At 40.6% G+C, this 24,879-nt stretch carries 22 protein-coding genes; 8 read left to right on the plus strand and 14 right to left on the minus strand.

Features of this window, described 5'->3' with window-relative positions:
• Positions 1-8 precede the first annotated feature (8 nt).
• The 5 genes from CIK86_RS06555 to seqA all read right to left on the minus strand — a co-directional run bounded on the left by CIK86_RS06555 (position 9) and on the right by seqA (position 5,855).
• Positions 9-986, minus strand: a complete 978-nt coding sequence (locus CIK86_RS06555) for a transketolase C-terminal domain-containing protein (protein WP_011328309.1) — start codon at positions 984-986, stop codon at positions 9-11.
• Positions 986-2,200 (minus strand): thiamine pyrophosphate-dependent dehydrogenase E1 component subunit alpha, encoded by a 1,215-nt coding sequence (locus tag CIK86_RS06560; RefSeq protein ID WP_086994258.1) that lies wholly within the window; start codon positions 2,198-2,200, stop codon positions 986-988. The genes CIK86_RS06555 and CIK86_RS06560 overlap by 1 nt, the downstream gene beginning before the upstream one ends.
• Before the next feature lie 264 nt (positions 2,201-2,464).
• Positions 2,465-3,520: a succinylglutamate desuccinylase gene (astE, locus tag CIK86_RS06565; protein ID WP_011328311.1), complete on the minus strand. Its 1,056-nt coding sequence runs from the start codon at positions 3,518-3,520 to the stop codon at positions 2,465-2,467.
• Between the two features lie 97 nt (positions 3,521-3,617).
• Complete coding sequence (gene pgm / locus CIK86_RS06570) at positions 3,618-5,255, minus strand: phosphoglucomutase (alpha-D-glucose-1,6-bisphosphate-dependent) (RefSeq protein WP_011328312.1); 1,638 nt, start codon at positions 5,253-5,255, stop codon at positions 3,618-3,620.
• 9 nt (positions 5,256-5,264) lie between these two features.
• Positions 5,265-5,855, minus strand: coding sequence for a replication initiation negative regulator SeqA (gene seqA, locus CIK86_RS06575; RefSeq protein ID WP_086994255.1), 591 nt, complete (start codon positions 5,853-5,855; stop codon positions 5,265-5,267).
• A 263-nt stretch (positions 5,856-6,118) separates the two neighbouring features.
• On the opposite strand from seqA, the gene CIK86_RS06580 reads away from it, so the two are divergent.
• The 5 genes from CIK86_RS06580 (at position 6,119) to fur (ending at position 8,664) form a co-directional block, all read left to right on the plus strand.
• Positions 6,119-6,886, plus strand: coding sequence for an alpha/beta fold hydrolase (locus CIK86_RS06580; RefSeq protein ID WP_086994251.1), 768 nt, complete (start codon positions 6,119-6,121; stop codon positions 6,884-6,886).
• Between the two features lie 95 nt (positions 6,887-6,981).
• Positions 6,982-7,203, plus strand: coding sequence for a DUF2788 domain-containing protein (locus tag CIK86_RS06585; RefSeq protein WP_011328315.1), 222 nt, complete (start codon positions 6,982-6,984; stop codon positions 7,201-7,203).
• A 2-nt stretch (positions 7,204-7,205) separates the two neighbouring features.
• Positions 7,206-7,484, plus strand: coding sequence for a LexA regulated protein (gene ybfE, locus CIK86_RS06590; RefSeq protein WP_011328316.1), 279 nt, complete (start codon positions 7,206-7,208; stop codon positions 7,482-7,484).
• Between the two features lie 12 nt (positions 7,485-7,496).
• Positions 7,497-8,024 carry a flavodoxin FldA gene (fldA, locus tag CIK86_RS06595; protein WP_011328317.1) on the plus strand — a complete coding sequence of 176 codons (528 nt, stop codon included), beginning with the start codon at positions 7,497-7,499 and terminating at the stop codon, positions 8,022-8,024.
• Between the two features lie 196 nt (positions 8,025-8,220).
• Positions 8,221-8,664, plus strand: coding sequence for a ferric iron uptake transcriptional regulator (fur, locus tag CIK86_RS06600; protein ID WP_011328319.1), 444 nt, complete (start codon positions 8,221-8,223; stop codon positions 8,662-8,664).
• A gap of 113 nt (positions 8,665-8,777) precedes the next feature.
• On the opposite strand, the gene glnS is transcribed toward fur, so the two are convergent.
• Entirely contained in the window at positions 8,778-10,436 is a 1,659-nt protein-coding gene (gene glnS, locus CIK86_RS06605; protein ID WP_086994249.1) for a glutamine--tRNA ligase, read from the minus strand.
• Positions 10,437-10,652: 216 nt separating this feature from the next.
• On the opposite strand from glnS, the gene CIK86_RS06610 reads away from it, so the two are divergent.
• Positions 10,653-11,723 (plus strand): DUF3083 family protein, encoded by a 1,071-nt coding sequence (locus CIK86_RS06610; RefSeq protein ID WP_086994245.1) that lies wholly within the window; start codon positions 10,653-10,655, stop codon positions 11,721-11,723.
• Positions 11,724-11,858: 135 nt separating this feature from the next.
• Positions 11,859-13,184 carry an IS4 family transposase gene (locus tag CIK86_RS06615; RefSeq protein ID WP_096317081.1) on the plus strand — a complete coding sequence of 442 codons (1,326 nt, stop codon included), beginning with the start codon at positions 11,859-11,861 and terminating at the stop codon, positions 13,182-13,184.
• Between the two features lie 44 nt (positions 13,185-13,228).
• Here the strand turns inward: CIK86_RS06615 and sucD are convergent, their stop codons facing one another.
• From sucD to sdhC, 8 genes are all read right to left on the minus strand, one after another.
• Entirely contained in the window at positions 13,229-14,101 is an 873-nt protein-coding gene (gene sucD / locus CIK86_RS06620) for a succinate--CoA ligase subunit alpha (RefSeq protein WP_011328322.1), read from the minus strand.
• Positions 14,101-15,267: an ADP-forming succinate--CoA ligase subunit beta gene (gene sucC / locus CIK86_RS06625; RefSeq protein ID WP_011328323.1), complete on the minus strand. Its 1,167-nt coding sequence runs from the start codon at positions 15,265-15,267 to the stop codon at positions 14,101-14,103. Before sucC ends, sucD begins: the two co-directional genes overlap by 1 nt.
• Before the next feature lie 177 nt (positions 15,268-15,444).
• Positions 15,445-16,983 (minus strand): 2-oxoglutarate dehydrogenase complex dihydrolipoyllysine-residue succinyltransferase, encoded by a 1,539-nt coding sequence (gene odhB / locus CIK86_RS06630; protein WP_011328324.1) that lies wholly within the window; start codon positions 16,981-16,983, stop codon positions 15,445-15,447.
• Between the two features lie 3 nt (positions 16,984-16,986).
• On the minus strand, positions 16,987-19,806 hold the full coding sequence (gene sucA, locus CIK86_RS06635; protein WP_011328325.1) for a 2-oxoglutarate dehydrogenase E1 component: 2,820 nt from the start codon (positions 19,804-19,806) through the stop codon (positions 16,987-16,989).
• A gap of 88 nt (positions 19,807-19,894) precedes the next feature.
• The gene (locus tag CIK86_RS06640; RefSeq protein ID WP_011328326.1) at positions 19,895-20,611 is read right to left on the minus strand and encodes a succinate dehydrogenase iron-sulfur subunit; all 717 of its coding nucleotides are present in this window, start codon (positions 20,609-20,611) and stop codon (positions 19,895-19,897) included.
• A gap of 10 nt (positions 20,612-20,621) precedes the next feature.
• Positions 20,622-22,394 carry a succinate dehydrogenase flavoprotein subunit gene (sdhA, locus tag CIK86_RS06645; RefSeq protein WP_086998560.1) on the minus strand — a complete coding sequence of 591 codons (1,773 nt, stop codon included), beginning with the start codon at positions 22,392-22,394 and terminating at the stop codon, positions 20,622-20,624.
• Positions 22,395-22,742 carry a succinate dehydrogenase, hydrophobic membrane anchor protein gene (gene sdhD, locus CIK86_RS06650; RefSeq protein WP_086998564.1) on the minus strand — a complete coding sequence of 116 codons (348 nt, stop codon included), beginning with the start codon at positions 22,740-22,742 and terminating at the stop codon, positions 22,395-22,397. It lies immediately after the preceding gene.
• The gene (gene sdhC / locus CIK86_RS06655; protein WP_011328329.1) at positions 22,733-23,110 is read right to left on the minus strand and encodes a succinate dehydrogenase, cytochrome b556 subunit; all 378 of its coding nucleotides are present in this window, start codon (positions 23,108-23,110) and stop codon (positions 22,733-22,735) included. Before sdhC ends, sdhD begins: the two co-directional genes overlap by 10 nt.
• 406 nt (positions 23,111-23,516) lie before the next feature.
• Here sdhC and CIK86_RS06660 point away from each other — a divergent pair, with 406 nt between their 5' ends.
• Positions 23,517-24,803, plus strand: coding sequence for a citrate synthase (locus tag CIK86_RS06660; protein WP_011328331.1), 1,287 nt, complete (start codon positions 23,517-23,519; stop codon positions 24,801-24,803).
• The last annotated feature ends 76 nt before the right edge of the window (positions 24,804-24,879 follow it).

Consider the following 24,879-nt stretch of genomic DNA (forward strand, 5'->3'; position numbering starts at 1 on the left):
GGTATCCCCTAAAAATCCATTGATTGTTTAATTGCGGCCAATACTTTTAATGCATCCGGTACATATTCTTTTTCAAGCGCTAACGGATACGGCGTATCTAAGCCACACACGCGCATAATTGGCGATTCTAAATGTAGGAAACATTCTTGACCAATGGTTGCCGCTATTTCTGCACCAAAGCCATTAGTAATTGGCGCTTCGTGGCTAACAATCAAGCGTCCAGTTTTAGTCACCGACTGTGCAATTGCCTCTACATCCCATGGTAAAATACTGCGTAAATCAATTACTTCGCAGCTAATGCCTTGTTCACTTGCTTGTTTGGCGGCGTCTTCTATTATTTCCATTTGCGCGCCCCACGCAAGTAAGGTCACGTCTGTACCTTGCTGTACTACCTCGGCTTTTCCAAGCTCAATGGTGTAATCTTCTTCTGGCACTTCGCCGATTGATGCGCGATATAAGCGTTTTGGTTCAAAAAACAATACCGGGTTGTCATCTTTGATTGCCGCGCGTAATAAGCCTTTTGCTTGGTACGGGTTACGCGGCACAATCACTTTTAAGCCTGGTGTATGTGCAAAGTAAGCCTCGGGTGATTGTGAATGATACAAGCCCCCTGCAATTCCGCCGCCGTAAGGTGTACGAATAGTTAAATTACCCACATTAAACTCATTACCACTGCGGTAGCGAAATTTAGCTGATTCATTAACTATTTGGTCAAAGGCTGGAAATATATAATCTGCAAACTGAATTTCTGCCAGCGCTGGAGCGCCAAAAGCCGCTAAACCATTCGCAAAACCTAAAATACCTTGCTCTGTAAGCGGGGTATTAAATACACGGTGTTTACCGTACTTTTCTTGTAAGCCTGAAGTTGCTCTAAATACACCACCAAAGTAACCCACATCTTCGCCAAAAATACAGGCTTGTGGATGCTCTGCCATAGTAATGTCAAGTGCAGAATTAATTGCGTGTAGCATGTTCATTTTAGCCATTACTTAATTCTCCCTGCTGTAACTGGGTAGGCATCTGGATGCAGTTTTATATGCGCTTTTAGTTGCTCATATTGGCGTTGCAATGATGGAATTGGGGTATCGTAAACATCTGATATTAATTCTTCTAAAGCTGGCTTTGCCACTACTTCGGCACGTTTTAGCGCAGCTAAAATTTCTTCACGAATTGATTCTTTAGCTTTTACATCGTCGCCTTCGTTTAGCCAGTCTTGCTTAATTAGCCATTTTCTAAACTTGTCGATTGGGCATACTTGATGATTAGCTTCTTCATCTTTAGAGCGATAACCACTTGGATCGTCTGAGGTCGAATGCGCACCTAAGCGATAAGCAATTGATTCAATTAAAATTGGCTCGCCTGTGCTCACTGCAATTTCACGGGCTTTTTTAGTTGCCGCATACACTGCAAGGGCATCTGTGCCATCAACACGAATTGTTTTAATACCGTAACCAACGCCACGAGAAGCAATGCCGTCACCTTTAAACTGCTCATCTGCAGGGGTCGAAATAGCATAACCATTATTACGGGCAAAAAATATTACCGGCGCTTGATGCACTGCAGCCATATTTACACCGGCATGAAAGTCCCCTTCAGACGCTGCGCCTTCACCAAAATAACAAATAGTGATGTTATCTATAGTGCTGGCAAGCTCACCTGTTTTAGCATCTATATGTTTAATTTTTTGACCATAAGCGTAGCCAGTCGCTTGTGGAATTTGTGTTCCTAATGGCGATGATATGGTCATATAGTTTAATGCTTTAGAACCATAATGAATCGGCATTTGGCGGCCTTTGCCTAAATCCAGTTCATTAGAAAACATTTGGTTCATAAACTGATCAAGCGTAAAACCACGATAGTGAAGCGCCGCTTGTTCACGGTACTGAGCCATAATCATATCATTTTGATCAAGCGCAGCTGCAGAGGCTGTTACTGCAGCTTCTTCACCTAAACATTGCATATAAAAGCTAATGCGGCCTTGGCGCTGTGCACCTTGCATGCGCTCATCTAACAAACGTATAAAGCGCATGGTTTCGTATAATTTAATTGCGGTATGTTTTGAAATGTCGGGTGCGGTTGCACCTGGATGAATCTCGCCGTCCTCAGTTAAAATACTAAGGGTTGGAATAGTTAACGCATTGCCATCGATAAACTCAAGCTTATGGTTAATATTCAGCGATACGTTATTTGGATTACTCATAACCTACCTTCTTTTGTTGTCGATAAAACAGTGCCCATTAAATTATTATTGTGGGTTGATTGCTGCGAATAAACTTTGCAACATCCGCACTGTCTTTAATTAAAGCTGCCGACACTTTACGTTAACGTAAAGTGTTATTCAACAAATCTGTGACGAAACAAAACTAAATAGTGAGTATAAAAATGGCAAGTTAACTATACAGATATTTTACTATTTATTAATCATATAGTTAACTTATTACAACAAGTGGTCTGATCAGCTATTTTAAATAAAATTACTGTCTATCGCCATTGGCACAACGGTTAACAGCGCTCGCTGGCCAATAGCTACGTTTGCATTGGGGAAAATAATCGCTTCTCCTTGCACATCGGCGTAGTAAGGTGTATCGCCATCAGTAGCTAACAACTCACCCTTGGCAAAACCTGTGAAGTTTTCGGCCTGATCTGAAAATGGAAAACTAAATTCATTCTGCGTTCTATTTATGGTGCGGTGCACAGTAAACAACTCGAATTCATCTGCATTAAATTCTGGATATTCAACCTTATCTTGGCTAATTAATGCAGTGAGTGTTTGTTTGGTTTTTGCAAAGCGGCTCATGTCATTCTCACCAAAGGGCTTAACTTGGCCAAGCTCGACCGTAAACGAATCGGCACCATGCACAAATGATGAATAATAACTAAAGGTGGTTGCTGGGGATTTCATCATTAATACGGTATTTACCCCACAACTTAATAAAAACTGTAATTGCGACTTTTTCCACGGTTTACCATGTAAATAGGGATACACTGCAAACTTTTCGTTTTTAGAGCCACGAATTGCAGTATGTAAATCGTAATGGCAGCGGCTGCTACCTTGCTCGCCTCGGCTAAAAAAGTCACTTACGTACTGCTCTAATTTGGCTGCACGGGTACGTTCGTTATTCATTGGTACGCCGTCTACACTATGGTGGCCATTAAACAACCTGTTAAGGTTTTCTTCTACAAAACGCAAACCAATATTAATTGATTGCGGATTACCAAAAATAAATAAAGCGCGCTGCTTTAAGAGCAGCTCACCGGCGATTATTTGTTTAATTAATTCGTCGCATATTTCGATTGGTGCGGTTTCGTTTCCGTGCACTGCACTTGAGTACACTACGTCTTTGCTTGAAACAGTGGCCGGTTGAAACTCTATAACACCGGTATCATGAATAGTAACTACGGTGCCATTATTGAGGGTGAACTCCCCTGCGGCTAAGTGCCATTCGTTATTGCGGCTTAGCGTCAAAAAGTCGCCAGTTTGTTTTAATTCTTCGATGTAATCTGGAGTAGTGGCTGACATATGGATAAAAGCCCTTTGTAAAATTGAAATTATTATTATGCAATTAAAAACAAAAACGGCTGATTAAATCAGCCGTTTTTAAGTAATATAAGCGATATTAGCTAATAACTGAGTCTACTAGCTTTTTAGCTTCTTTTTCAAGTAGTGCTAAATGCGCTTCACCTTTAAACGACTCAAGGTAAATTTTGTATATATCTTCAGTACCCGATGGACGCGCTGCAAACCAACCACTTTCGGTAACTACTTTTAAACCACCAATTGGCGCATTATTACCTGGCGCATGGGTTAGCTTTTGTAAAATAGGTTCACCTGCGAGTGTATCGGCTTTAACGTCGTCGGCACTGAGGGCTTTTAAACGCGATTTTTGCGTGCTTGTAGCCGGTGCGTCTATACGTTTATAAAGCGGCGAGCCAAATTCTTGCTCTAACTCTTTATAAAGAGCAGACGGTGTTTTACCGGTAACAGCAAGTATTTCGGCCGCTAATAAGCCCATAATAAAGCCATCTTTGTCGGTACACCAAACACTGCCATCAAAACGTAAAAATGCGGCGCCAGCACTTTCTTCGCCGCCAAAGGCTAACTTACCTTTATTTAACCCTTCAACAAACCATTTAAAGCCAACCGGTACTTCTTTTACTTTACGGCCATTACGCTCAGTAACTTTGTCGATCATGGAGCTGGAAACTAACGTTTTGCCAATTTGCACATTTGCGTTCCAGTCTCGATTTTTAAGCAAATAATCAATCGCAACCGCTAAAAAGTGATTAGGGTTCATTAAACCATCTGGCGTTACTATGCCATGGCGGTCGTAATCTGGATCGTTACCAATGGCAATATCAAAATCATCTTTAAGCGCAATAAGGTTGGCCATTGAATAAGGTGATGAGCAATCCATACGAATTTTGCCATCTTTATCAAGTGGCATAAATGCAAAACGAGGATCAACAACATCATTTACAACGCTAATGTCTAAATTATATTTTTTAGCGATAACCGGCCAAAAATTAATGCCTGAGCCGCCCAGCGGATCAACGCCAATTTTGATACCCGCTTCGCTAATCGCTTTTAAATTAACAATATTTTCTAGATCATTAATATACGGGGTCATTAAGTCTTGGTATTTAATAAACCCTGAGCGCGAGGCTTTAGCAAACGGAAATAATTCCACTTCAACTAAGTCCTCTAGTAATAACTGATTAGCTCTGTCTTCTATCCATTTAGTCACGTCGGTATCGGCAGGCCCGCCATCGGGTGGGTTGTATTTAAACCCGCCATCCTCTGGTGGGTTATGCGAAGGCGTAACTACAATACCGTCGGCTAATTCATTTGGGTGCAGCTTGTTGTAACTTACAATAGCGTGGCTAATTACAGGTGTTGGAGTAAAGTCACCATCGTCTTGGGTGATCACTTGCACTTCGTTGGCTACTAATACTTCTATTGCCGAATTAAAGGCCGCTTCACTTAAAGCGTGGGTGTCTTTTCCTAAAAATAACGGGCCAAAAATATCGTTTTGTTTTCTGTAGTCACAAATAGCTTGAGTAATAGAGAGTATGTGCGACTCGTTAAATTTAACATCGTAGGAGCAACCACGATGCCCTGATGTACCAAATGCAACACAATGCTCTGGATTCTGCTCAAGGTCTGGCTCATTTAAATAATACGCAGATACTAATTTAGGTACATTTATTAATACCGATTGTGGAGCTGGTTTGCCCGCACCTGGATGAATAGCCATAGTATTTCCTTACAGGTAGTCGCGAATTTTTTCAGCTTGTTCTGTGCTATAACCTAAACACAAAGCAACTTCATGAAGCATCATTTTTTTACGTGTAGTGTTAGAGTTTGTCATTACCCAGTACTCACTGTCGGTGATGTTTTTAGGGTTCATACTGCTACCACTATTAACTAAGTCTTCTTTGCTAGTAGCAAAGTAAACGCGATCACGGCCTTTGATATCTAATACGGCGCGAAAGTCAGTTTTATGGGTACGGTAAAATGCACTTAAAATAAATAAAAACCGACCCACAACGCCTTTCTGCATTGCCAACTCTTCTTTATTTAATACATTAAATACATTCGCATTTTTTTGCTGCACAGACTTCTCAGCTACTGCACTTGGCTTAGCAGCAAGCGCAGGTGTTTGCTCTGCTACAGGGGGAATTTTAGGCAAGGTAGTTGTTTGATTATTTTGATTAAGCTCTACGTTTGCGGTCTGAATTTTTTCGCCGCTCAGATTTAATAAACGACGTAAAATAGTGGATGCGCTCTCACCAATACTTTGCGTATTGCTGGCAATATACTGATATAACTCGTCGTCTATGTCGATTTGTTTCATGTTCTTCCTGTCATTACGGCCACATTTTTCTTTCCGTGTGATTATACCCAAACCAGTTAGAAATGCGAGTTACAACAAACCCCGCTGTAAACATATATTTTAAATTACTTATGTGCGCTATTTAAATTACTATTTAGCACGATTAAATAGCTAAATATTGTTGATAAAACAGGCTACAGCCCAATATTATATTTTGTGACTGTATTTTTTGCTTTTTAAGCAAATGCTCGTCACACTATGGCGAATTTTACACTGAGGCTAATATGCAGTTAAATTATAAGCAACAAGGGCAAGGCCCACATGTTATTTTAATTCATGGGCTTTTTGGATCATTAGAGAACTTAAACGTGATCGCAAAACCCCTTAGTGAATTTTATACCGTAACCAATGTCGATTTACGTAACCATGGCAAATCGCCCCATAGCGATACAATGACTTATGCGGCAATGGCCCAAGATATTATTGAATTATTAACACATTTGAACATAGATAAAGCGCACATTATAGGCCACTCTATGGGCGGAAAAGTAGCAATGGAATTGGCATTAACCCATCCTGAGCACGTTAATAAATTAATTGTGCTTGATATAGCACCTGTTAGTTACCCTGCTCGTCACACTAAAATTATTCAAGCGCTTAAAGCGGTTGCAAACGAATCTATTACAGATAGAAAGCATGCCGATGCAATTATGCAGCCTTTTATAGACGAGATGGGTGTGCGTCAGTTTTTATTAAAAAGCTTAGCTAAAAACGATGAAGGCAATTTTGCATGGCGGTTTAATTTATTGAGTCTTGATAAAAATTATTCGATAATTACCGACAATGTTAATGAAAATAATTCTTGTTTGTGCGACACTCTATTTATTAAAGGTAATGATTCTGACTATATATTAGCTGAGCATAGAGCGGCTATTAATGCGCGCTTTAGTAATGCCAGTGCCAAAATAATTCACGGTGCTGGCCACTGGTTGCATGCGCAAAAGCCATTAGCAGTGAATAAAGCAATAAATGACTTTTTAACTGCGATTTAAACTCATTTTAATCGCCTGTTTTTGATTTTGCGTACTAAAAAGTCGTATATTTATATGCTATAGTATGCGCCGTTTAATTTAAAGGTTACACGTTGATGGTCAGTCAGTTAATTAACGAATTTGATACCTTAGGGTTGTATTTTGGCTTAGCCGGTATTTTTATATTTATCGGTATGGCAATTAAAGACGTACTAAAAAGCGGCAATGTACCCAAGTTTGGTCGTTACATTGTTTGGGCTGTACTCTTTTTAGGGTGTTCTGGCTTTATTGCTAAAGGACTTATTCAAGTATTTTGGCAAGGCGCAGGTGTAGGTTAAGCATGGCCAAGTCAGAAACAGATAGAACAACGCTCGATTTATTTGAATACGAAAAACGCCCAGGTAGACCTAAAACCAATCCCCTTCCACGGGATATGCAGTTAAAGGTTAATAAACGTAATCAAATAAAAAGAGATAAAGCACGTGGTTTAAAGCGTGTTGAATTTAAAGTTTCTTCACAGTTATATCAGGCACTTAGTGATATGGCAGATGCACAAAATATTAGCCGCAGTGTGTTGATTGAAACAATTTTACAAGAAAGATTGGCTATTGATAGATAAAAGGTTTAATCCATGGCAAGTGTAGGCATTTTTTTCGGAAGTGACACAGGTAATACAGAACACGTAGCAAAAATGATCCAAAAAGAATTGGGTAAAAAGCTCGTAGCTGTACATGATATTGCAAAAAGCTCTAAAGAAGAGATTGCGGAATTTGATTTAATCTTATTTGGTATTCCTACTTGGTATTATGGCGAAGCGCAATGTGATTGGGATGATTTTTTTCCTGAGCTTGAAGAAGTAGACTTTGAAGGTAAGCTGGTTGCTATTTTTGGTTGTGGTGACCAAGAAGACTACGCAGAGTACTTTTTAGATGCAATGGGCATGATTAACGATATAGTTACTGAACGTGGTGCTATTGTGGTTGGTCATTGGCCAAGTGAAAGTTATAACTTTGAAGCATCTAAAGGTATTGCTGATGACAAACATTTTGTTGGTTTAGGTATCGATGAAGACCGTCAACCAGAACTCACTGAGCAGCGTGTTAAAGCCTGGTCTGCGCAAGTTTATGAAGAAATGTGTTTAAGCGAACTTGCTGATTAACTTTATTTTTTCTTGGTTTTTGCTTAAATTAGTAGCAATATATTAGTAAATGCGCTTTTATCGGTATTTATTAGCTTTGACCTTTGCACTTAGTAGCTAGGCACGTTACCCTTACCGGTTGATGTGTCGTGTACATCTATTCGTGTACATCCTTGCAAGGTGTCTAGTATAACCAAACAAAATTGAGACAGATTTAATGACTGATCATAATTTGGAATTAAAAAAAGCCGGTTTAAAGGTTACTTTACCGCGAATTAAGATTTTAGAGATTTTACAATCACCTGATAACCAGCATATTAGTGCTGAGGATGTTTATAAAATTCTTCTAGATTTGGGTGAAGAAATCGGTCTTGCAACTGTATATCGCGTACTTAATCAATTTGATGACGCTGGTATTGTTACTCGCCATCACTTTGAAGGTGGTAAATCAGTATTTGAACTTGCAACCAGCACTCACCATGACCACTTAGTATGTCTAAAATGTGGTAAAGTGGTTGAGTTTGAAGATGATGTTATTGAACGTCGCCAACTTGAAGTTGCTGAAAGAAATGGTATTAAATTAACCAATCATTCTTTATATTTGTATGGTGAATGCGAAGACAAAGAAGCGTGCAAAAATTTTGCTAATAATATAAGTTAAGCTTGTATTATAAACAAAAAAAACCTGCTTAATGCAGGTTTTTTTGTCAGTAAAATTCCCAGTACTCATTACTAACACTTCCTAGGTAATAATGAGTACTGAGGCGTTAACCTTTACTGAGTTTTTGACCATGAGTCACGCAGACCCACTGTTTGATTAAATACTATGTTTTTCGCTTTTGAATCTCGCGAAAAATAGCCAGTACGTTCAAACTGAAAACCTTGCTCGGCTGCTGAATTAGCCAACGATGGCTCTAACTTAGCATTCGTTAAAATAACTAATGAGTCAGGGTTTAAGGTGCTTTCAAACTCATCGGCTGCTGCTGGGTTTGGTACGCTAAATAAACGGTCATACAAACGTACTTCTGCTGTAATCGCTTCACTTGCCGATACCCAATGAATAACCCCTTTAACTTTACGACCATCACTTGGGTTTTTACCTAGCGTTTCTGGGTCAAAAGTACAGTAAATAGTGGTAATTTCACCATTTTCATCTTTTTCAACACGCTGTGCTTTAATTACATAAGCGCCGCGTAAGCGTACTTCTTTATCAAGTACTAAACGTTTGAACTTGTTATTAGCTTCTTCTTTAAAGTCTTCACGTTCAATATAAATTTCACGTGTGAATGGCACATCACGGCGACCCATTTCTTCTTTATTTGGGTGATTAGCCACAGATAAGGTTTCAACTTTATCAGCATCATAGTTTTCAATAACGATTTTAACGGGATCAAGTACCGCCATTGCACGTGGTGCATTTTCGTTAAGATCTTCACGGATACAGGCTTCAAGCATGCCCATTTCAACCATGTTTTCTTGTTTGGTTACACCAATACGTAAGCAGAACTCACGAATGGAGGCTGGGGTATAACCACGACGACGTAAGCCTGCAATCGTAGGCATACGTGGATCATCCCACCCTTCTACATGATTATTCACTACTAAGTCGCTGAGCTTGCGCTTAGACATAATAGTGTACTCTAGGTTTAAGCGTGAAAACTCAATTTGCTGTGGATGACACTCTAAACTGATGTTATCAAGTACCCAGTCGTATAAACGACGGTTATCTTGAAACTCCAGTGTACACAATGAATGAGTAATACCTTCTAGCGCATCAGAAATACAGTGAGTAAAGTCGTACATTGGGTAAATGCACCACTTATCTGCAGTTTGATGATGATGAGCAAAGCGTACACGATAAATAATAGGATCGCGAAGCACCATAAATGAGCTTGCCATATCAATTTTAGCGCGCAGTACACACTCGCCTTCTTTAAACTCGCCATTACGCATTTTTTCAAATAACGCGAGGTTCTCATCACTTGCTGTATCGCGGTATGGACTGTTTTTACCCGGCTCTTTTAATGTGCCACGGTATTCACGGGCTTGATCTGCCGTTAAAAAGCACACATACGCTAAGCCTTTATTTATTAGCTCAACTGCATAATCGTATAATATATCGAAGTAATTAGACGAGTATTTAATTTCGCCATCCCAATTAAAGCCTAACCACTGCACGTCTTCTTTAATAGAATTAACGTAGTTAATATCTTCTTTTTCTGGGTTTGTATCGTCAAAGCGTAAGTTACATAAACCGTTATAGTCTTTTGCGATGCCAAAATTTAAACAAATTGATTTTGCATGGCCAATGTGTAAAAAACCATTTGGTTCGGGTGGAAAACGAGTATGCGTAGACGCATGCTTTCCACTTGCTAAATCTTGGTCAATGCGGGTTCTAATAAAATTACTTGGGCGATTCTCGATTTCCGCCATAGGAGTATGATCCTCAAAATAGTGCGTGATAACAAAACTAATGCATTATTACAAAAACATACACTAACATACAGCAATAGATTAAGGTTTATTTTAGATCTTGGTTAACTTTAATTCAGTAACGAGTCAGTTAATGAATAAACTTTGTTTTAGCGCAATAATAACGTCATCAAAGGCCATTATAGTAAGCAAATAACCTGACTTAAAGGAACCATGATGGCTATACAAAATCAACACCGTGTTTATATTCCAACCAATGCCCGTACCAATCACTACCTTTTAGCTGAAATAACCCCTACCACTGATTTTTATAAAAACTTTAGTAATATTAACTGTTGTTATGAGCGTATAGCACGTGAGCTTTTTTCTTGCTGTGATGAGCTTGGCTTACACAATGTGCATTTATTAGCGAACGACAAACTACCTGTAGTACGCTTTAACGATGAGTCGTATCAGCTTGAAACGAATAAACAAATGTTGTTTTTTTATAACCCTCGCTACCACGAAGCACATAAAGCGTACTATACTGAAAATATAGCCAGTAAAAAAATCAGGCTGTTATTTTTAGCAACCGGTGACGATCTGCGTGCAAATTCAGCACTGTTTCATAGCAAAGTACAAAAGGTATTAAATAATTTACAACAGCAGTTATTTTTAGAACAACCACTGTTTAAACTGCGCGATCATCAACATTTAACCTATGACTTATTTGCTAAAGATAAAGGCAATAAACAAACCTACGGTTATAAACTGCGTAGCCTCTACCCTCGCTACCAGTCAAGGCAGTGTAATATTCCCAGTGATCATGCCCAAATGAGCTATGCAACCTTCGCTATTCCAGTGTCACGAGCAATCAAAACACAATTTCAAACACAAATAAATAATCGTGATTTTAAGCAATTTTATACATACTTTACCGATTTATTTACCCAAATTTGTAATACCAATAAGTTAACCCACGGGGCTATGGTTGCTAATGGCGCTATACCAATTATTCGTAATAGCAGCATTGATAAAAATGACGGTAATCAAGAATTACAAAAGTTAAGCTTTGACATAGAGACAGATCAAGTGCAAATTAAAGCGCTATTTAATGAAGATAAATTAGTAGAAACACTGCATTTTGTAGTGGTAGCTGCGCAGCATAATAATAATGAAATGGGCTATGGGCGGTTTATGAATCAAGTAGAGAAAACGATTCATACTTTGTGCGATGAGTTAGCTATAAATAAACAACGCCAAGATTTATCAGTGCGGTTTTATCAGCATATAAGCTACCTATACTAAATGTAAAAGTAAAAGTGCAGATAACAAAAAGGCTCGCATTAGCGTAATGCCGATCAGTTAAGGTTAATTGATCGGTTGACCGATCTAAATGATCGTGAATAATCCGTAATTAGTTTCGCTAATTACGGATTTTTTATGGATATTCAAACAGCTCTTTCGACCACTTTCTCATCTGCCGAGGAATTTACAGCGCTTGATAACTTATCTGGCATCTTAGATCCCGAATTACTTAACCAAGCTTTTGAAAAATCGGGTGTCGCCACCGTTCGTAAACGTCGCTTACCACTCGATGCTGTCGTTTGGTCTGTGATTGGTATGAGTTTATTTCGTCATGAATCTGTTTGGGATATAGCCTCTAAAATGGACATCGCCTTACCAGGTAAAGGGAAACTAGTTGCCCCTAGTGCCATGGTTCAAGCGAGACAACGTTTAGGTGAAGGTGCTGTCGAGCAGGTCTTCAAGATGATGGCGTCACGGCATTATAACCATGCCCACTTTGATACATTTTGTGGCTTAAATCTATTAGCTGTTGATGGGGTTGTCTTTCGTACACATGATACGCCAGAGAATAAAGACGTATTTGGGTGTGGCTCAACCCAGTATGGTGAAAATACCTATCCTCAAATTCGGATGGTATGCCACATGGAGCTAACGAGTCATCAACTCATTAATTGTGCTTTTAACGGGCAGCATCAAGGGGAAATGACACTCGCTGAAGAGCTCATTGAAGGCACACCGGATAATTCATTAACCTTATTTGATCGCGGTTATTATTCATTAGGGCTTTTGCATCGTTGGCATCAAGCAGGGACTGAAAGACACTGGATGATACCTGTCAGAAAAGGCTTAACGGTTGATACCATAAAGAAAATGAGTAAAAATGACCAGTTAGTGCGTCTTAAAACATCGCCCCAAGCGCGAAAAAAGTTTACTGACTTGCCAGAGTTTATAGAAGCTCGGCTGCTTACTTACACGCATAATAATAAGCAGTATCAGATTCTTACATCAATGCTTGATGTAATGCGTTACCCATCAAAAGAAATAGCTGATTTGTACATGCATCGATGGGAAATAGAAATAGGATATCGAGAAATAAAACAAACGATGCTGCACTCAAACTATATCCTACGCTCAAAAAGGCCGGATATGATAAGGCAAGAGTTGTGGGGGTTACTAATTGCCTACAATATTATAAGAATAGCCATGCGTGAGGCCGCAGAGTTACTGGAAGTATGGCCAAATCAACTGAGTTTTTCTCATTGTTCAAGGCATATCAACGTATTTCTGTTAACTATCCCACTGACCAGTCCGGGAAATTTACCAAAACACTATGAGCATTTATTAGAAACGCTGACGCTATTTCAGTTACCGACAAGGCGTCATGAGCGCCGCTTTCCACGATGTGTGAAAAAGAAACCATCTAAATATCCGTATAAAAAAAAGCCAGTCAGTGTTAACTGACTGGCATTATCGCATTAGCGAGCCTTTTTAGAGCAAAAAAGCGATTACCAGCCTGTTTTCTCTTTAAGTGCTTTACCGATATCAGCAAGTGAACGTACAGTTTTTACGCCCGCAGCTTCTAGTGCAGCAAATTTCTCATCAGCAGTACCTTTACCACCGGCAATGATTGCGCCAGCGTGACCCATACGCTTACCTTCTGGTGCAGTAACACCAGCAATGTAAGATACTACAGGTTTAGTAACGTGTGCTTTGATGTACTCTGCAGCTTCTTCTTCTGCAGTACCACCAATTTCACCGATCATTACGATCGCTTCAGTTTGTGGATCTTTTTCGAACATTTCTAAAACGTCGATAAAGTTAGTACCTGGAATTGGGTCGCCACCAATACCAACACATGTAGACTGACCAAAACCAGCATCAGTAGTTTGCTTAACTGCTTCGTACGTTAATGTACCAGAGCGAGAAACAATACCTACTTTACCAGGTTTGTGGATATGACCAGGCATGATACCAATCTTAGTTTCACCAGGAGTAATAACACCTGGGCAGTTAGGACCGATCATACGTGTACCTGTTTGATCTAGTTTGATTTTAACATCAACCATATCAAGTGTAGGAATACCTTCAGTGATACAAACAATCAGCTCGATGCCTGCATCGATTGCTTCTAAGATTGCATCTTTACAAAAAGGTGCTGGTACATAGATAACAGACGCAGTTGCGCCAGTTTCTTGTACTGCTTCACGCACTGTATTGAATACAGGAAGACCAAGGTGCGTTTGACCGCCTTTACCTGGGCTTACGCCACCAACCATTTGTGTACCGTACTCAAGCGCTTGCTCTGAGTGGAAAGTACCTTGGCCACCGGTGAAACCTTGACAGATAACTTTTGTATCTTTATTGATTAATACAGACATTATTTGCCCTCCGCAGCAGCAACTACTTTTTCAGCAGCGTCTGTTAGTGATTCAGCAGCGATGATGTCTAGACCAGAGTTTTTAAGAACTTCACGGCCTAGTTCAGCGTTAGTACCTTCTAAACGTACAACTACTGGTACGTTTACGCCTACTTCTTTAACTGCGCCAATGATGCCTTCAGCAATCATGTCACAACGTACGATGCCGCCAAAGATGTTAACTAAAACAGCTTTAACATTATCATCAGAAAGAATGATTTTGAATGCTTCAGAAACACGTTCTTTAGTCGCGCCGCCGCCAACATCTAGGAAGTTAGCAGGTTTGCCACCGTGTAGGTTTACGATGTCCATAGTACCCATTGCTAGGCCTGCACCGTTAACCATACAACCAACGTTGCCATCTAGCGCTACGTAGTTAAGCTCAAAGCTTGCTGCATGTGCTTCACGTGAATCTTCTTGTGAAGGATCGTGGAATTCACGGATTTTAGGCTGACGGTAAAGTGCATTACCATCGATACCGATTTTGCCGTCAAGACAGTGAAGGTTACCTTCGTCTGTGATCACAAGCGGGTTGATTTCAAGCAATGCGAAATCAAAATCAGTGAACATTTTACCAAGACCCATAAAGATCTTAACAAACTGTTTCATTTGTACTGGGTTAAGACCCAATTTGAAACCAAGTTCACGTGCTTGATAAGCTTGAGGACCTACTAATGGGTCGATCTCAGCTTTGTGGATAAGCTCAGGTGTTTCTTCAGCAACAGTTTCAATTTCAACGCCGCCTTCAGTAGACGCCATGAAAACAACTTTGCGAGATGCACGGTCAACAACTGCACCTAGGTACAATTCGTTGGCGATGTCAGTACAGCTTTCTACTAAAATTTTAGCAACTGGCTGGCCTTTCTCGTCTGTTTGGTAAGTAACTAGGTTTTTACCTAACCAGTTAGCTGCAAACGCTTTAACTTCGTCGATAGTTTTTACTAGCTTTACACCGCCAGCTTTACCACGTCCACCTGCGTGAACCTGAGTTTTAACAACCCACATATCGCCGCCAATTTTTTCAGCAGCAGCTGCAGCTTCTTCAGGTGTATCGCAAGCGTAACCTGTAGAAACTGGTAAACCATATTCGGCAAAAAGTTGTTTTGCCTGATACTCATGCAAATTCATGATGCTTTATCCAAATTTTTATACTAAAAGAGCCGAATATTTTTTCAAATAAACAACTATCCCAAATTGCGACCATAGTATAGATCCCAAGGCTTAACATGAAAACCCCAGTATGACCAAAGGCGCAAAAAAAAAGCTGTGAATGTTCATTCACAGCTTACATTTCATACAACTAAATTAAACATCCAGTAATAAGCGTGTTGGATCTTCAAGTAACTCTTTAATTGTTACTAAGAAGCCAACAGATTCTTTGCCATCAATGATGCGATGGTCATAAGAAAGTGCTAAATACATCATAGGAAGTATTTCTACTTTACCGTTTACAGCCATTGGACGATCTTGGATTTTATGCATACCCAAAATTGAAGACTGCGGTAAATTAATGATAGGAGTAGATAGTAAAGAACCAAATACGCCGCCATTTGTAATAGTGAAGTTACCACCTGTCATATCATCAAGTGTTAGCTTACCATCACGACCTTTTAGTGCTAGTTCACGAATACCTTTTTCGATTTCTGCAACTGATAACTTGTCACAATCTTTAAGTACTGGCGTTACTAGACCACGAGGTGTAGATACAGCGATGCTGATGTCGAAGTAGTTGTGATAAACAATATCGTCACCATCAATTGATGCATTAACATCTGGGAAGCGCTTAAGTGCTTCAGTTACCGCTTTCACGTAGAAAGACATGAAACCTAGACGAATACCGTGGCGCTTTTCAAACACTTCTTGATACTGCTTACGAAGGCTCATGATAGGTTCCATGTTCACTTCGTTGAATGTTGTTAACATTGCAGTTGAGTTTTTCGCTTCAAGTAAGCGCTTAGCAATTGTTTTACGTAAACGCGTCATAGGAACACGTTTTTGTGTACGATCGCCCATTGCTGCTGCAGGTGCTGCCGCTGGTGCTGCTTTTGCCGCTGGTGCAGGTGCTTTTAAGAAAGTATCTACGTCTTCTTTAGTTACACGACCGTTTTTACCCGTGCCTTTAATTTTTGCAGCGTCTAGGCCTTTTTCAGCAATTAAACGACGTACTGAAGGTGTTAACACATCAGAGCTGTCGTTTGACTCACTTGCTGCTGGTGCAGCTGCGTCTGCTTTTTTAGCTGGTGCTGCTGGAGCGCCGCCCGCTTTAACCGAGCCAATTACTTGCTCGCCTAATACAGTGTCGCCTTCGCCGTGGATTATTTCACCCATGATACCGTCTTCTTGAGCAACAACCTCAAGTACCACTTTATCAGTTTCAATATCTACTAAGTTTTGATCGCGAGTTACTGCGTCGCCTGCTTGTACATGCCATGTAGCAATTGTTGCGTCTGCAACTGATTCTGGAAGTACAGGAACTTTAATATCCACTTCTTTACCTTCTGATGCTGGTGCTGATTGCGCCGCTGGCGCGTCTTCTGATTTAGTTGCTGCAGATTCTTCAGTTGAAGAGTCTTCTTTTGGTGCATCTTCACTTGCTGGTGCTGCATCAGCATCGCCAAGTAAACCGATAACTTGATCGCCAAGTACCGTAGCGCCTTCTTCTTGTGTAATTTCAGTAATCACACCGTCATGTTGCGCAACAACTTCTAAAACCACTTTATCTGTTTCAATGTCTACTAAGTTTTGGTCGCGAGTTACTTTGTCGCCAACACTTACATGCCATGTAGCAACGGTAGCATCTGCAACCGACTCAGGAAGAACAGGAACTTTAATTTCTGTGCTCATTGCTTATCCTTTATTTTCGATAGTAAGCGCGTCGGCAACGAGCGCTTGTTGTTCTTTAGTATGTACTGACATATAACCACATGCTGGTGATGCTGAAGCCTTACGACCCGCATACGTTAGTTTAGCGTTTTGTGGAATAGCATCTTTGAAGTGATGTTGCGAGCAATACCATGCACCTTGGTTTTGCGGCTCTTCTTGACACCATACAAAATCAGTTACGTGCTGGTAACGCTCTATAATAGTTTTCATTTCGTCGTGTGGGAACGGGTAAAGCTGCTCTACACGTACGATAGCAATATTATCTTGTTCAAGCTTGCGGCGCTCTTGTAATAGTTCATAGTAAACTTTACCACTACAAAAAATAACGCGCTCTACTTTCTCAGGGTTAATATCATCAATTTCGTCAATCACATTATGAAAAACACCTGCAGAGAGTTCTTCTAGCGAAGACACTGCTAACGGATGGCGTAGTAATGACTTAGGCGTCATAACAATCAGTGGACGACGCAATGGTCTAACTGATTGACGACGAAGCATTGCATATACTTGCGCTGGCGTTGAAGGTACACATACTTGCATATTGTGATCAGCACAAAGTTGTAAAAAGCGCTCTAAGCGTGCAGAGCTGTGCTCTGGACCTTGGCCTTCGTAACCATGTGGTAATAAAATAGTAAGGCCGCATAAACGCCCCCACTTTTGCTCACCCGAGCTTAAAAACTGATCAAATACAACTTGTGCGCCGTTTGCAAAGTCACCAAACTGTGCTTCCCAAATAATTAATGACGTTGGCTCTGCGGTTGCGTAACCATATTCAAAAGCAACAACCGCTTCTTCAGAAAGAACTGAATCGAATACTTGGAAAGTACCTTGATCTTTACCAACATGCTCAAGTGGAGTGTAAGTCGCACCATCGGCTTGACTATGTACTACCGCATGGCGATGGAAGAAAGTACCACGACCAGAATCTTGTCCAGTAAAGCGAATATCTGTGCCTTCTGCTGCAATAGTTGCATAAGCTAGTGTTTCTGCCATGCCCCAATCAAGCGGCTTTTCGCCAGATGCCATTAGCTTACGATCGTCGTAAATTTTCTTCACGCGCGATTGCGCTTTATGACTCTCTGGGTAGCTAGACACTATGTTGCCAAGCTCTTTTAGTTTTTCAACCGAGACACTTGCATCGTAATCAACACTCCATTCATGGCCAACATACTTTGCCCAATCTGATGAATGTGATGTTTCTGGCTGTATTTCATCAACCACACAATTACCTTCGTCTAAACCATTACGGTAATCATCAACAAGTGCTTTAACCTCATCTTCAGTGAATGAGCCTTCGGCAATTAATTGATCAGCGTAAATTAAACGTGGAACTGGATGCTTTTTAATTTTTTGATACATAACAGGCTGAGTAGCATTAGGCTCATCAGCTTCGTTATGACCATGGCGACGGTAACAAACAAGGTCAATTACAACGTCACGCTTAAATTGGTTTCTGAAATCAAGTGCCAGTTGAGTAACAAATGCCACTGCTTCTGGATCGTCAGAATTAACATGAAATATTGGCGACTGCACCATTTTAGCAATGTCAGTACAGTATGGAGTAGAACGTACATCGTCTTGTTTAGACGTTGTAAATCCAACTTGGTTATTTACTACTATACGAATACTACCGCCACAGCTAAAGGCGTTTGTTTGTGACATGTTAAATGTTTCTTGTACAACACCTTGACCAGCAATTGCTGAGTCGCCATGAATAGTAATTGGCAGTGCTTTAATACCTGAGCTGTCACCTAAGCGGTCTAAACGAGCACGTACTGAGCCCATAACCACTGGATTTACAATTTCAAGATGCGATGGGTTAAACGCAAGTGCCATGTGCACATTGCCACCTTTAGTAGCAAAGTCAGATGAGTAACCCATGTGGTATTTAACATCACCCGAGCTTAACGTGTCTTTGTGTTTACCGGCAAACTCATCAAATAACTCTGATGGATTTTTACCAAGTACGTTCACAAGTACGTTTAAACGGCCGCGGTGAGCCATACCAATAACAGCTTCTTTTTGGCCACTTTCACCAGCGCGGTGAATCAGCTCTTTAAGCATAGGTACTAACGCATCGCCACCTTCAAGTGAGAAGCGCTTAGCACCTGGGAACTTAGCCCCTAAATATTTTTCAAGACCATCGGCTGCGGTTAATCCTTTAAGGATACGTAGCTTTTCGTCTTTATTGAATTTTGGCCTAGACTGAACAGACTCTAAACGCTGTTGTAACCAACGTTTTTCTTCTGTTGATGTGATGTGCATATACTCGGCGCCAATAGAACCACAATACGTGGTTTTTAGTGCTTGGTATAACTCACCTAGAGGCATAGTATCGCGCCCTACAGCAAACGATCCTACATTAAATTCGCGGTCAAAGTCAGCATTGGATAGGTCGTGGTAATCTAGCTCTAAATCTCGTACGCGCTCTCGCTGCCAAATACCTAACGGATCTAAGTTAGCATTTTGGTGTCCACGAAAACGGAAAGCATTAATAAGTTGCAATACTTTAACCTGTTTAAGGTCACCGCCACTGCCCTCTGCTACCACTACTTCTCTATGCTTGTTTTTAGCAAGCGCCGCAAACTGTGCTCGAACTTCTGAATGTTTTACTTCAACATCCACACCATCAACTTTAGGTAATTGTTCAAACACTTCTCGCCATTCTTCTGGCACCGAAGTCGCATCGTCTAAATACGCTTCATAAAGCTCTTCAATATAAGCAACGTTACCGCCGTTTAAATGTGAAGATTCTAGCCATGCCTTCATCACACCTTCGTGCATTTATAAGCCCTTTTCTTTAGCGCAGAAATTAATAGTTATGATAACAGGATGACTAATTAGTATTAGCCATCCTACATTTACTAAGTAATTAAACCGCTCGGTTTAATAACATAGATTTTATTTGTCCAATTGCTTTGGTCGGATTAAGACCCTTAGGACAAACGCTAACACAGTTCATTATACTGTGGCAACGGAACACACTGAAAGCATCGTCTAAGTCAGCTAAACGCTCTTCTGTTGCTGTATCTCGGCTATCAGCCAAGAAACGGTAAGCATGAAGAAGGCCTGCTGGACCAATGAACTTGTCTGGATTCCACCAGAACGAAGGACACGATGTTGAACAACATGCACATAAAATACACTCATAAAGCCCATCTAACTTATCACGTTCTTCGATTGTTTGAAGACGCTCGCCAGCTGCTGGCGTGTCATTAATTAGATACGGTTTAACTTTTTCGTATTGAGTGTAGAACTGACTCATGTCAATAACAAGGTCACGAACCACAGGTAAGCCTGGTAATGGACGCACTACTATTTTACCTTTGCCACCTTTTTGCAGCGTAGATAAAGGAGTGATACATGCCAAACCATTTTTACCATTCATGTTAACACCATCAGATCCACACACGCCTTCACGGCATGAACGACGGAAAGATAATGTTGGATCTTGTTCTTTTAAAAGAATAAGTGCATCCAAAACCATCATGTCGTGACCTTCCTCTGTTTGCAAGGTGTATTCTTGCATACGAGGTGCGTTGTCAACATCGGGATTATAACGATAAACTGAAAATTGTACTTGTGCCATCGTCTATCTCCTAGTACACACGTGCTTTAGGTGGGAAAGCTTCACGCGACTTAGGCGCGTAGTTTACGTCACGCTTGCTCATTTCATCCGTTAACGGATTAAATACTGAGTGACATAACCAGTTTTCGTCATCACGATCTGGGAAGTCAAAGCGAGAGTGTGCACCACGGCTTTCGGTACGGAAGTTTGCAGCTACTGCAGTTGAGTAAGCTGTTTCCATTAAGTTATCTAGTTCAAGACATTCAATACGCTGCGTGTTGAAGTCTGATGATTTATCATCAAGACGTGCATGTTGCAGACGTTCACGAATTTCTTTAAGTTCTTGCAGACCAGCAGCCATTGAGTCACCTTCACGAAATACCGAGAAGTTAAGTTGCATACATTGCTGTAAGTCTTTTTTGATTTGAACTGGATCTTCACCTTGGCCAGCCGTTGAATTTTCCCAACGATTGTAACGTGCAAGTGATGTTTCTAAATCAGACTCTGATGCCGCTTTAGAAATTTCAACATCATTTAGGTATTTACCTAAGAAGTTACCGGCCGCACGACCAAATACCACTAAATCAAGTAATGAGTTACCACCTAAGCGGTTAGCACCGTGTACTGATACACAGGCAATCTCACCTACCGCAAACAAACCTTCAACGATTGTTTCTTTGCCGTTTGCGTCGATTTGTAGCGCTTGACCATTTACGTTGGTTGGCACGCCACCCATCATGTAATGACATGTAGGAATTACTGGAATTGGTTCTTTTGCAGGGTCAACGTGAGCAAATGTTTTAGCAAGGTCACATACACCAGGAAGACGCAGATTTAGTGTTTCTGCACCTAAGTGATCTAGTTTTAGCTTAAGGTGAGGACCCCAAGGACCATCACAACCACGACCTTCACGGATCTCAGTCATCATTGAACGTGCAACCACATCGCGAGACGCTAAGTCTTTTGCGTTTGGTGCATAACGTTCCATGAAGCGCTCGCCATCTTTATTTAAAAGATAACCACCTTCGCCACGACAACCTTCGGTTACTAGCGTACCCGCGCCAGCAATACCCGTTGGGTGGAACTGCCACATTTCCATATCTTGCATAGAAATACCAGCACGTGTTGCCATACCAACGCCGTCGCCGGTGTTGATGTGCGCATTAGTAGTTGATGCAAAAATACGACCCGCACCACCTGTTGCTAATACTACTGCTTTAGATTTGAAATAAGTGATTTCACCTGTTTCAATTTCAATTGCAGTACAACCAACTACATCACCATTATCGTTTTTAACTAAATCAAGTGCATACCATTCTGAGAATACATTTGTTTTGTTTTTAACATTTTGTTGATAAAGAAGGTGTAATAGTGCGTGACCAGTACGATCGGCAGCTGCCGCAGTACGTGCAGCTTGTTCACCACCAAAGTTTTTCGATTGACCACCGAAAGGACGTTGGTAAACACGGCCATTTTCAAAGCGAGAAAATGGGAGACCCATGTTTTCTAATTCAGTAATAGCTTCTGGGCCTGTTTGACACATATATTCAATAGCGTCTTGGTCACCGATAAAATCGGAGCCATTAACGGTATCGTACATGTGCCATTCCCAGTTATCTTCGTGCGAGTTACCAAGCGCTACTGTAATACCACCCTGTGCTGATACAGTGTGTGAGCGAGTTGGAAATACTTTAGAGATTAAAGCACACGTTTTGCCAGACTCAGTAATAGCTAAAGCAGCGCGCATACCTGCACCACCGGCACCGATTACTACGGCGTCAAATTCACGAACAGAATATTTCACTTATACACCCCATAATACGATTAGACCAATAGCTACGTAAGCAAAGGCTATTAGGTTTAGTACAAAGCCTAAAACAGCACGAAGCTTAGCGCACTTAACATAGTCTGTTAGAACTTGCCAAAGGCCAATGCGGGTATGAACCATAATGCAAACCAGGGCAATTAAAGTAAACCCTTTCATTGCTAGGTTAGAGAAGAGGCCTGTCCAGGCTTCGAAAGTGACTTCTGGCGTTGCTAAAAAATAGCCGATAATAAAAATCGCATACGCGCTTATTATTAATGCCGTGGTACGTAAAGATACGAAATCTTGTACACCATCACGTTTAAGAGTTGCTTGATTTAAAACCATATCCACACCCCTGCCAATACGGCAAACACAACGCCAAGAGCCATTGCAATTTTAGCGCTGAGGTTACCTGATTCAAGTTCTTCCCAATGTCCCATATCCATAATCATATGGCGAATACCACCAATAAGGTGATAACCCAATACAGACACGGTGCCCCAAGCAATAAATTTGGCAATGAATCCGTTAAACAGACCCTTGACGAATTCAAAACCTTCAGCAGAAGAAAGAGACTCTGACCAAGCCCAAATGACAAACGTTAAAGCAAAAAATAATGCAACACCGGTGACGCGGTGGAAAATTGACGCTTTAGCCGTTGCCGGCATAGATATAGTTGTTAGATCTAGATTTACAGGTCTTTGCTTTTTCACAGTTACTTGCCCATCTTGCCCACAGTGGGGCTCATCTACTTGTTTTTCTAAAACCCACCAAATATTTCTGATGGAACTATCAAAATAAACGTCTCTTTACAAATAAAGTTCACTATAATGCAAAAATTATAATGTAAAAATATGTTTACCTAAATACAATACGGTTAAAAACCTTCGACAGTATATATAGCCGCAGGCCTTTTTACAATTCTTGTTTAGTTAGAGCCATTTGCAAATTAGCCAATGGTATAATATTCAAACCATACCGAATATTTATTATACGTATACGCATAATGCTTATAAAAATTGACTTTATACCCCTCTTTCACGTTAAAATGAGAAGATGTGCTTAAAACAGATTTTAGAGTATAAAATCAGAATAGTTATCTTAATAGGAGATACATAGATGGCGGATAAGAAAGCCACAGTCCATATTGATGGTCTAGATCCAATCGAACTTCCAATTTATCAAGGTACTGCTGGCCAGGATGTAATTGATGTACGTACATTAGGTTCACATGGTCACTTTACTTACGATCCAGGTTTTATGTCGACTGGCTCTTGTGAATCTACAATTACTTATATTGATGGCGGCAAAGGTGTTCTACTTCATCGTGGTTACCCAATTGAGCAGCTTGCTGAAGACTCTAACTATGTAGAGCTATGTTACTTACTATTAAACGGTGAGTTACCTTCAAAAGAGCAGTATGAAGAATTTGCACAACAAATCACTCGCAGTACTATGCTAGATGAAAAAATTGCAACTTTTTTCCAAGGTTTCCGTTTTGATGCACATCCTATGGCAATGCTATGTGGCGTGGTTGGTGCTTTATCATCTTTTTATCATGAAGATCTTGATATTACAGACGCAAGCCAACGCAAAACAAGTGCAATTAAATTAGTAGCTAAGTTACCTACTATTGCAGCTATGGCTTATAAAACAAACATTGGCCAACCATTTGTATACCCACGTAACGATTTAAGCTACGCCGAAAACTTCTTACATATGATGTTCTCTGTACCTGCTGAAGAGTATAAAGTTAACCCTGTAACGGCTAAAGCTATGGATAAAATATTCATGCTTCATGCTGATCATGAACAAAACGCATCAACGTCTACTGTACGTCTTGCAGGTTCATCTGGTGCTAACCCATATGCTTGTATTGCTGCTGGTATCGCATCTCTTTGGGGCCCTGCACACGGCGGCGCTAACGAAGCATGTTTAAACATGTTAGAAGAAATTGGTTCTGTTGATCGCATTGACGAATACGTAGCTAAAGCAAAAGATAAGTCAGACCCGTTCCGTCTTATGGGCTTTGGTCACCGTGTTTACAAAAACTTTGATCCACGTGCAACGGTAATGCGTCAAACGTGTCACGAAGTACTTGCTGAGCTAAATATTCAAGATCCATTGCTTGATATTGCAATGAAGCTTGAGCAAATTGCGCTTGAAGACCCGTACTTTGTTGAGAAGAAACTCTACCCTAACGTAGATTTTTACTCAGGTATTATCTTAAAAGCGATCGGTATTCCAACAAGCATGTTCACTGTAATTTTTGCAATGGCACGTACTGTTGGTTGGATCACTCACTGGGATGAGATGCTATCTCAACCTGGTCATAAGATCAGCCGCCCACGTCAGCTTTACACGGGTTACACACAACGTGACTACAAAGCAACTGACAAGCGTTAATTCGCTGTAATATTGCTTAAGTATTTTAAAAGGTCGCTATTGCGGCCTTTTTTGTTACTCAGCACTTGAGAATTAT

The organism is Pseudoalteromonas sp. JB197, from assembly GCF_002332205.1.
GTDB lineage: Bacteria > Pseudomonadota > Gammaproteobacteria > Enterobacterales > Alteromonadaceae > Pseudoalteromonas > Pseudoalteromonas nigrifaciens.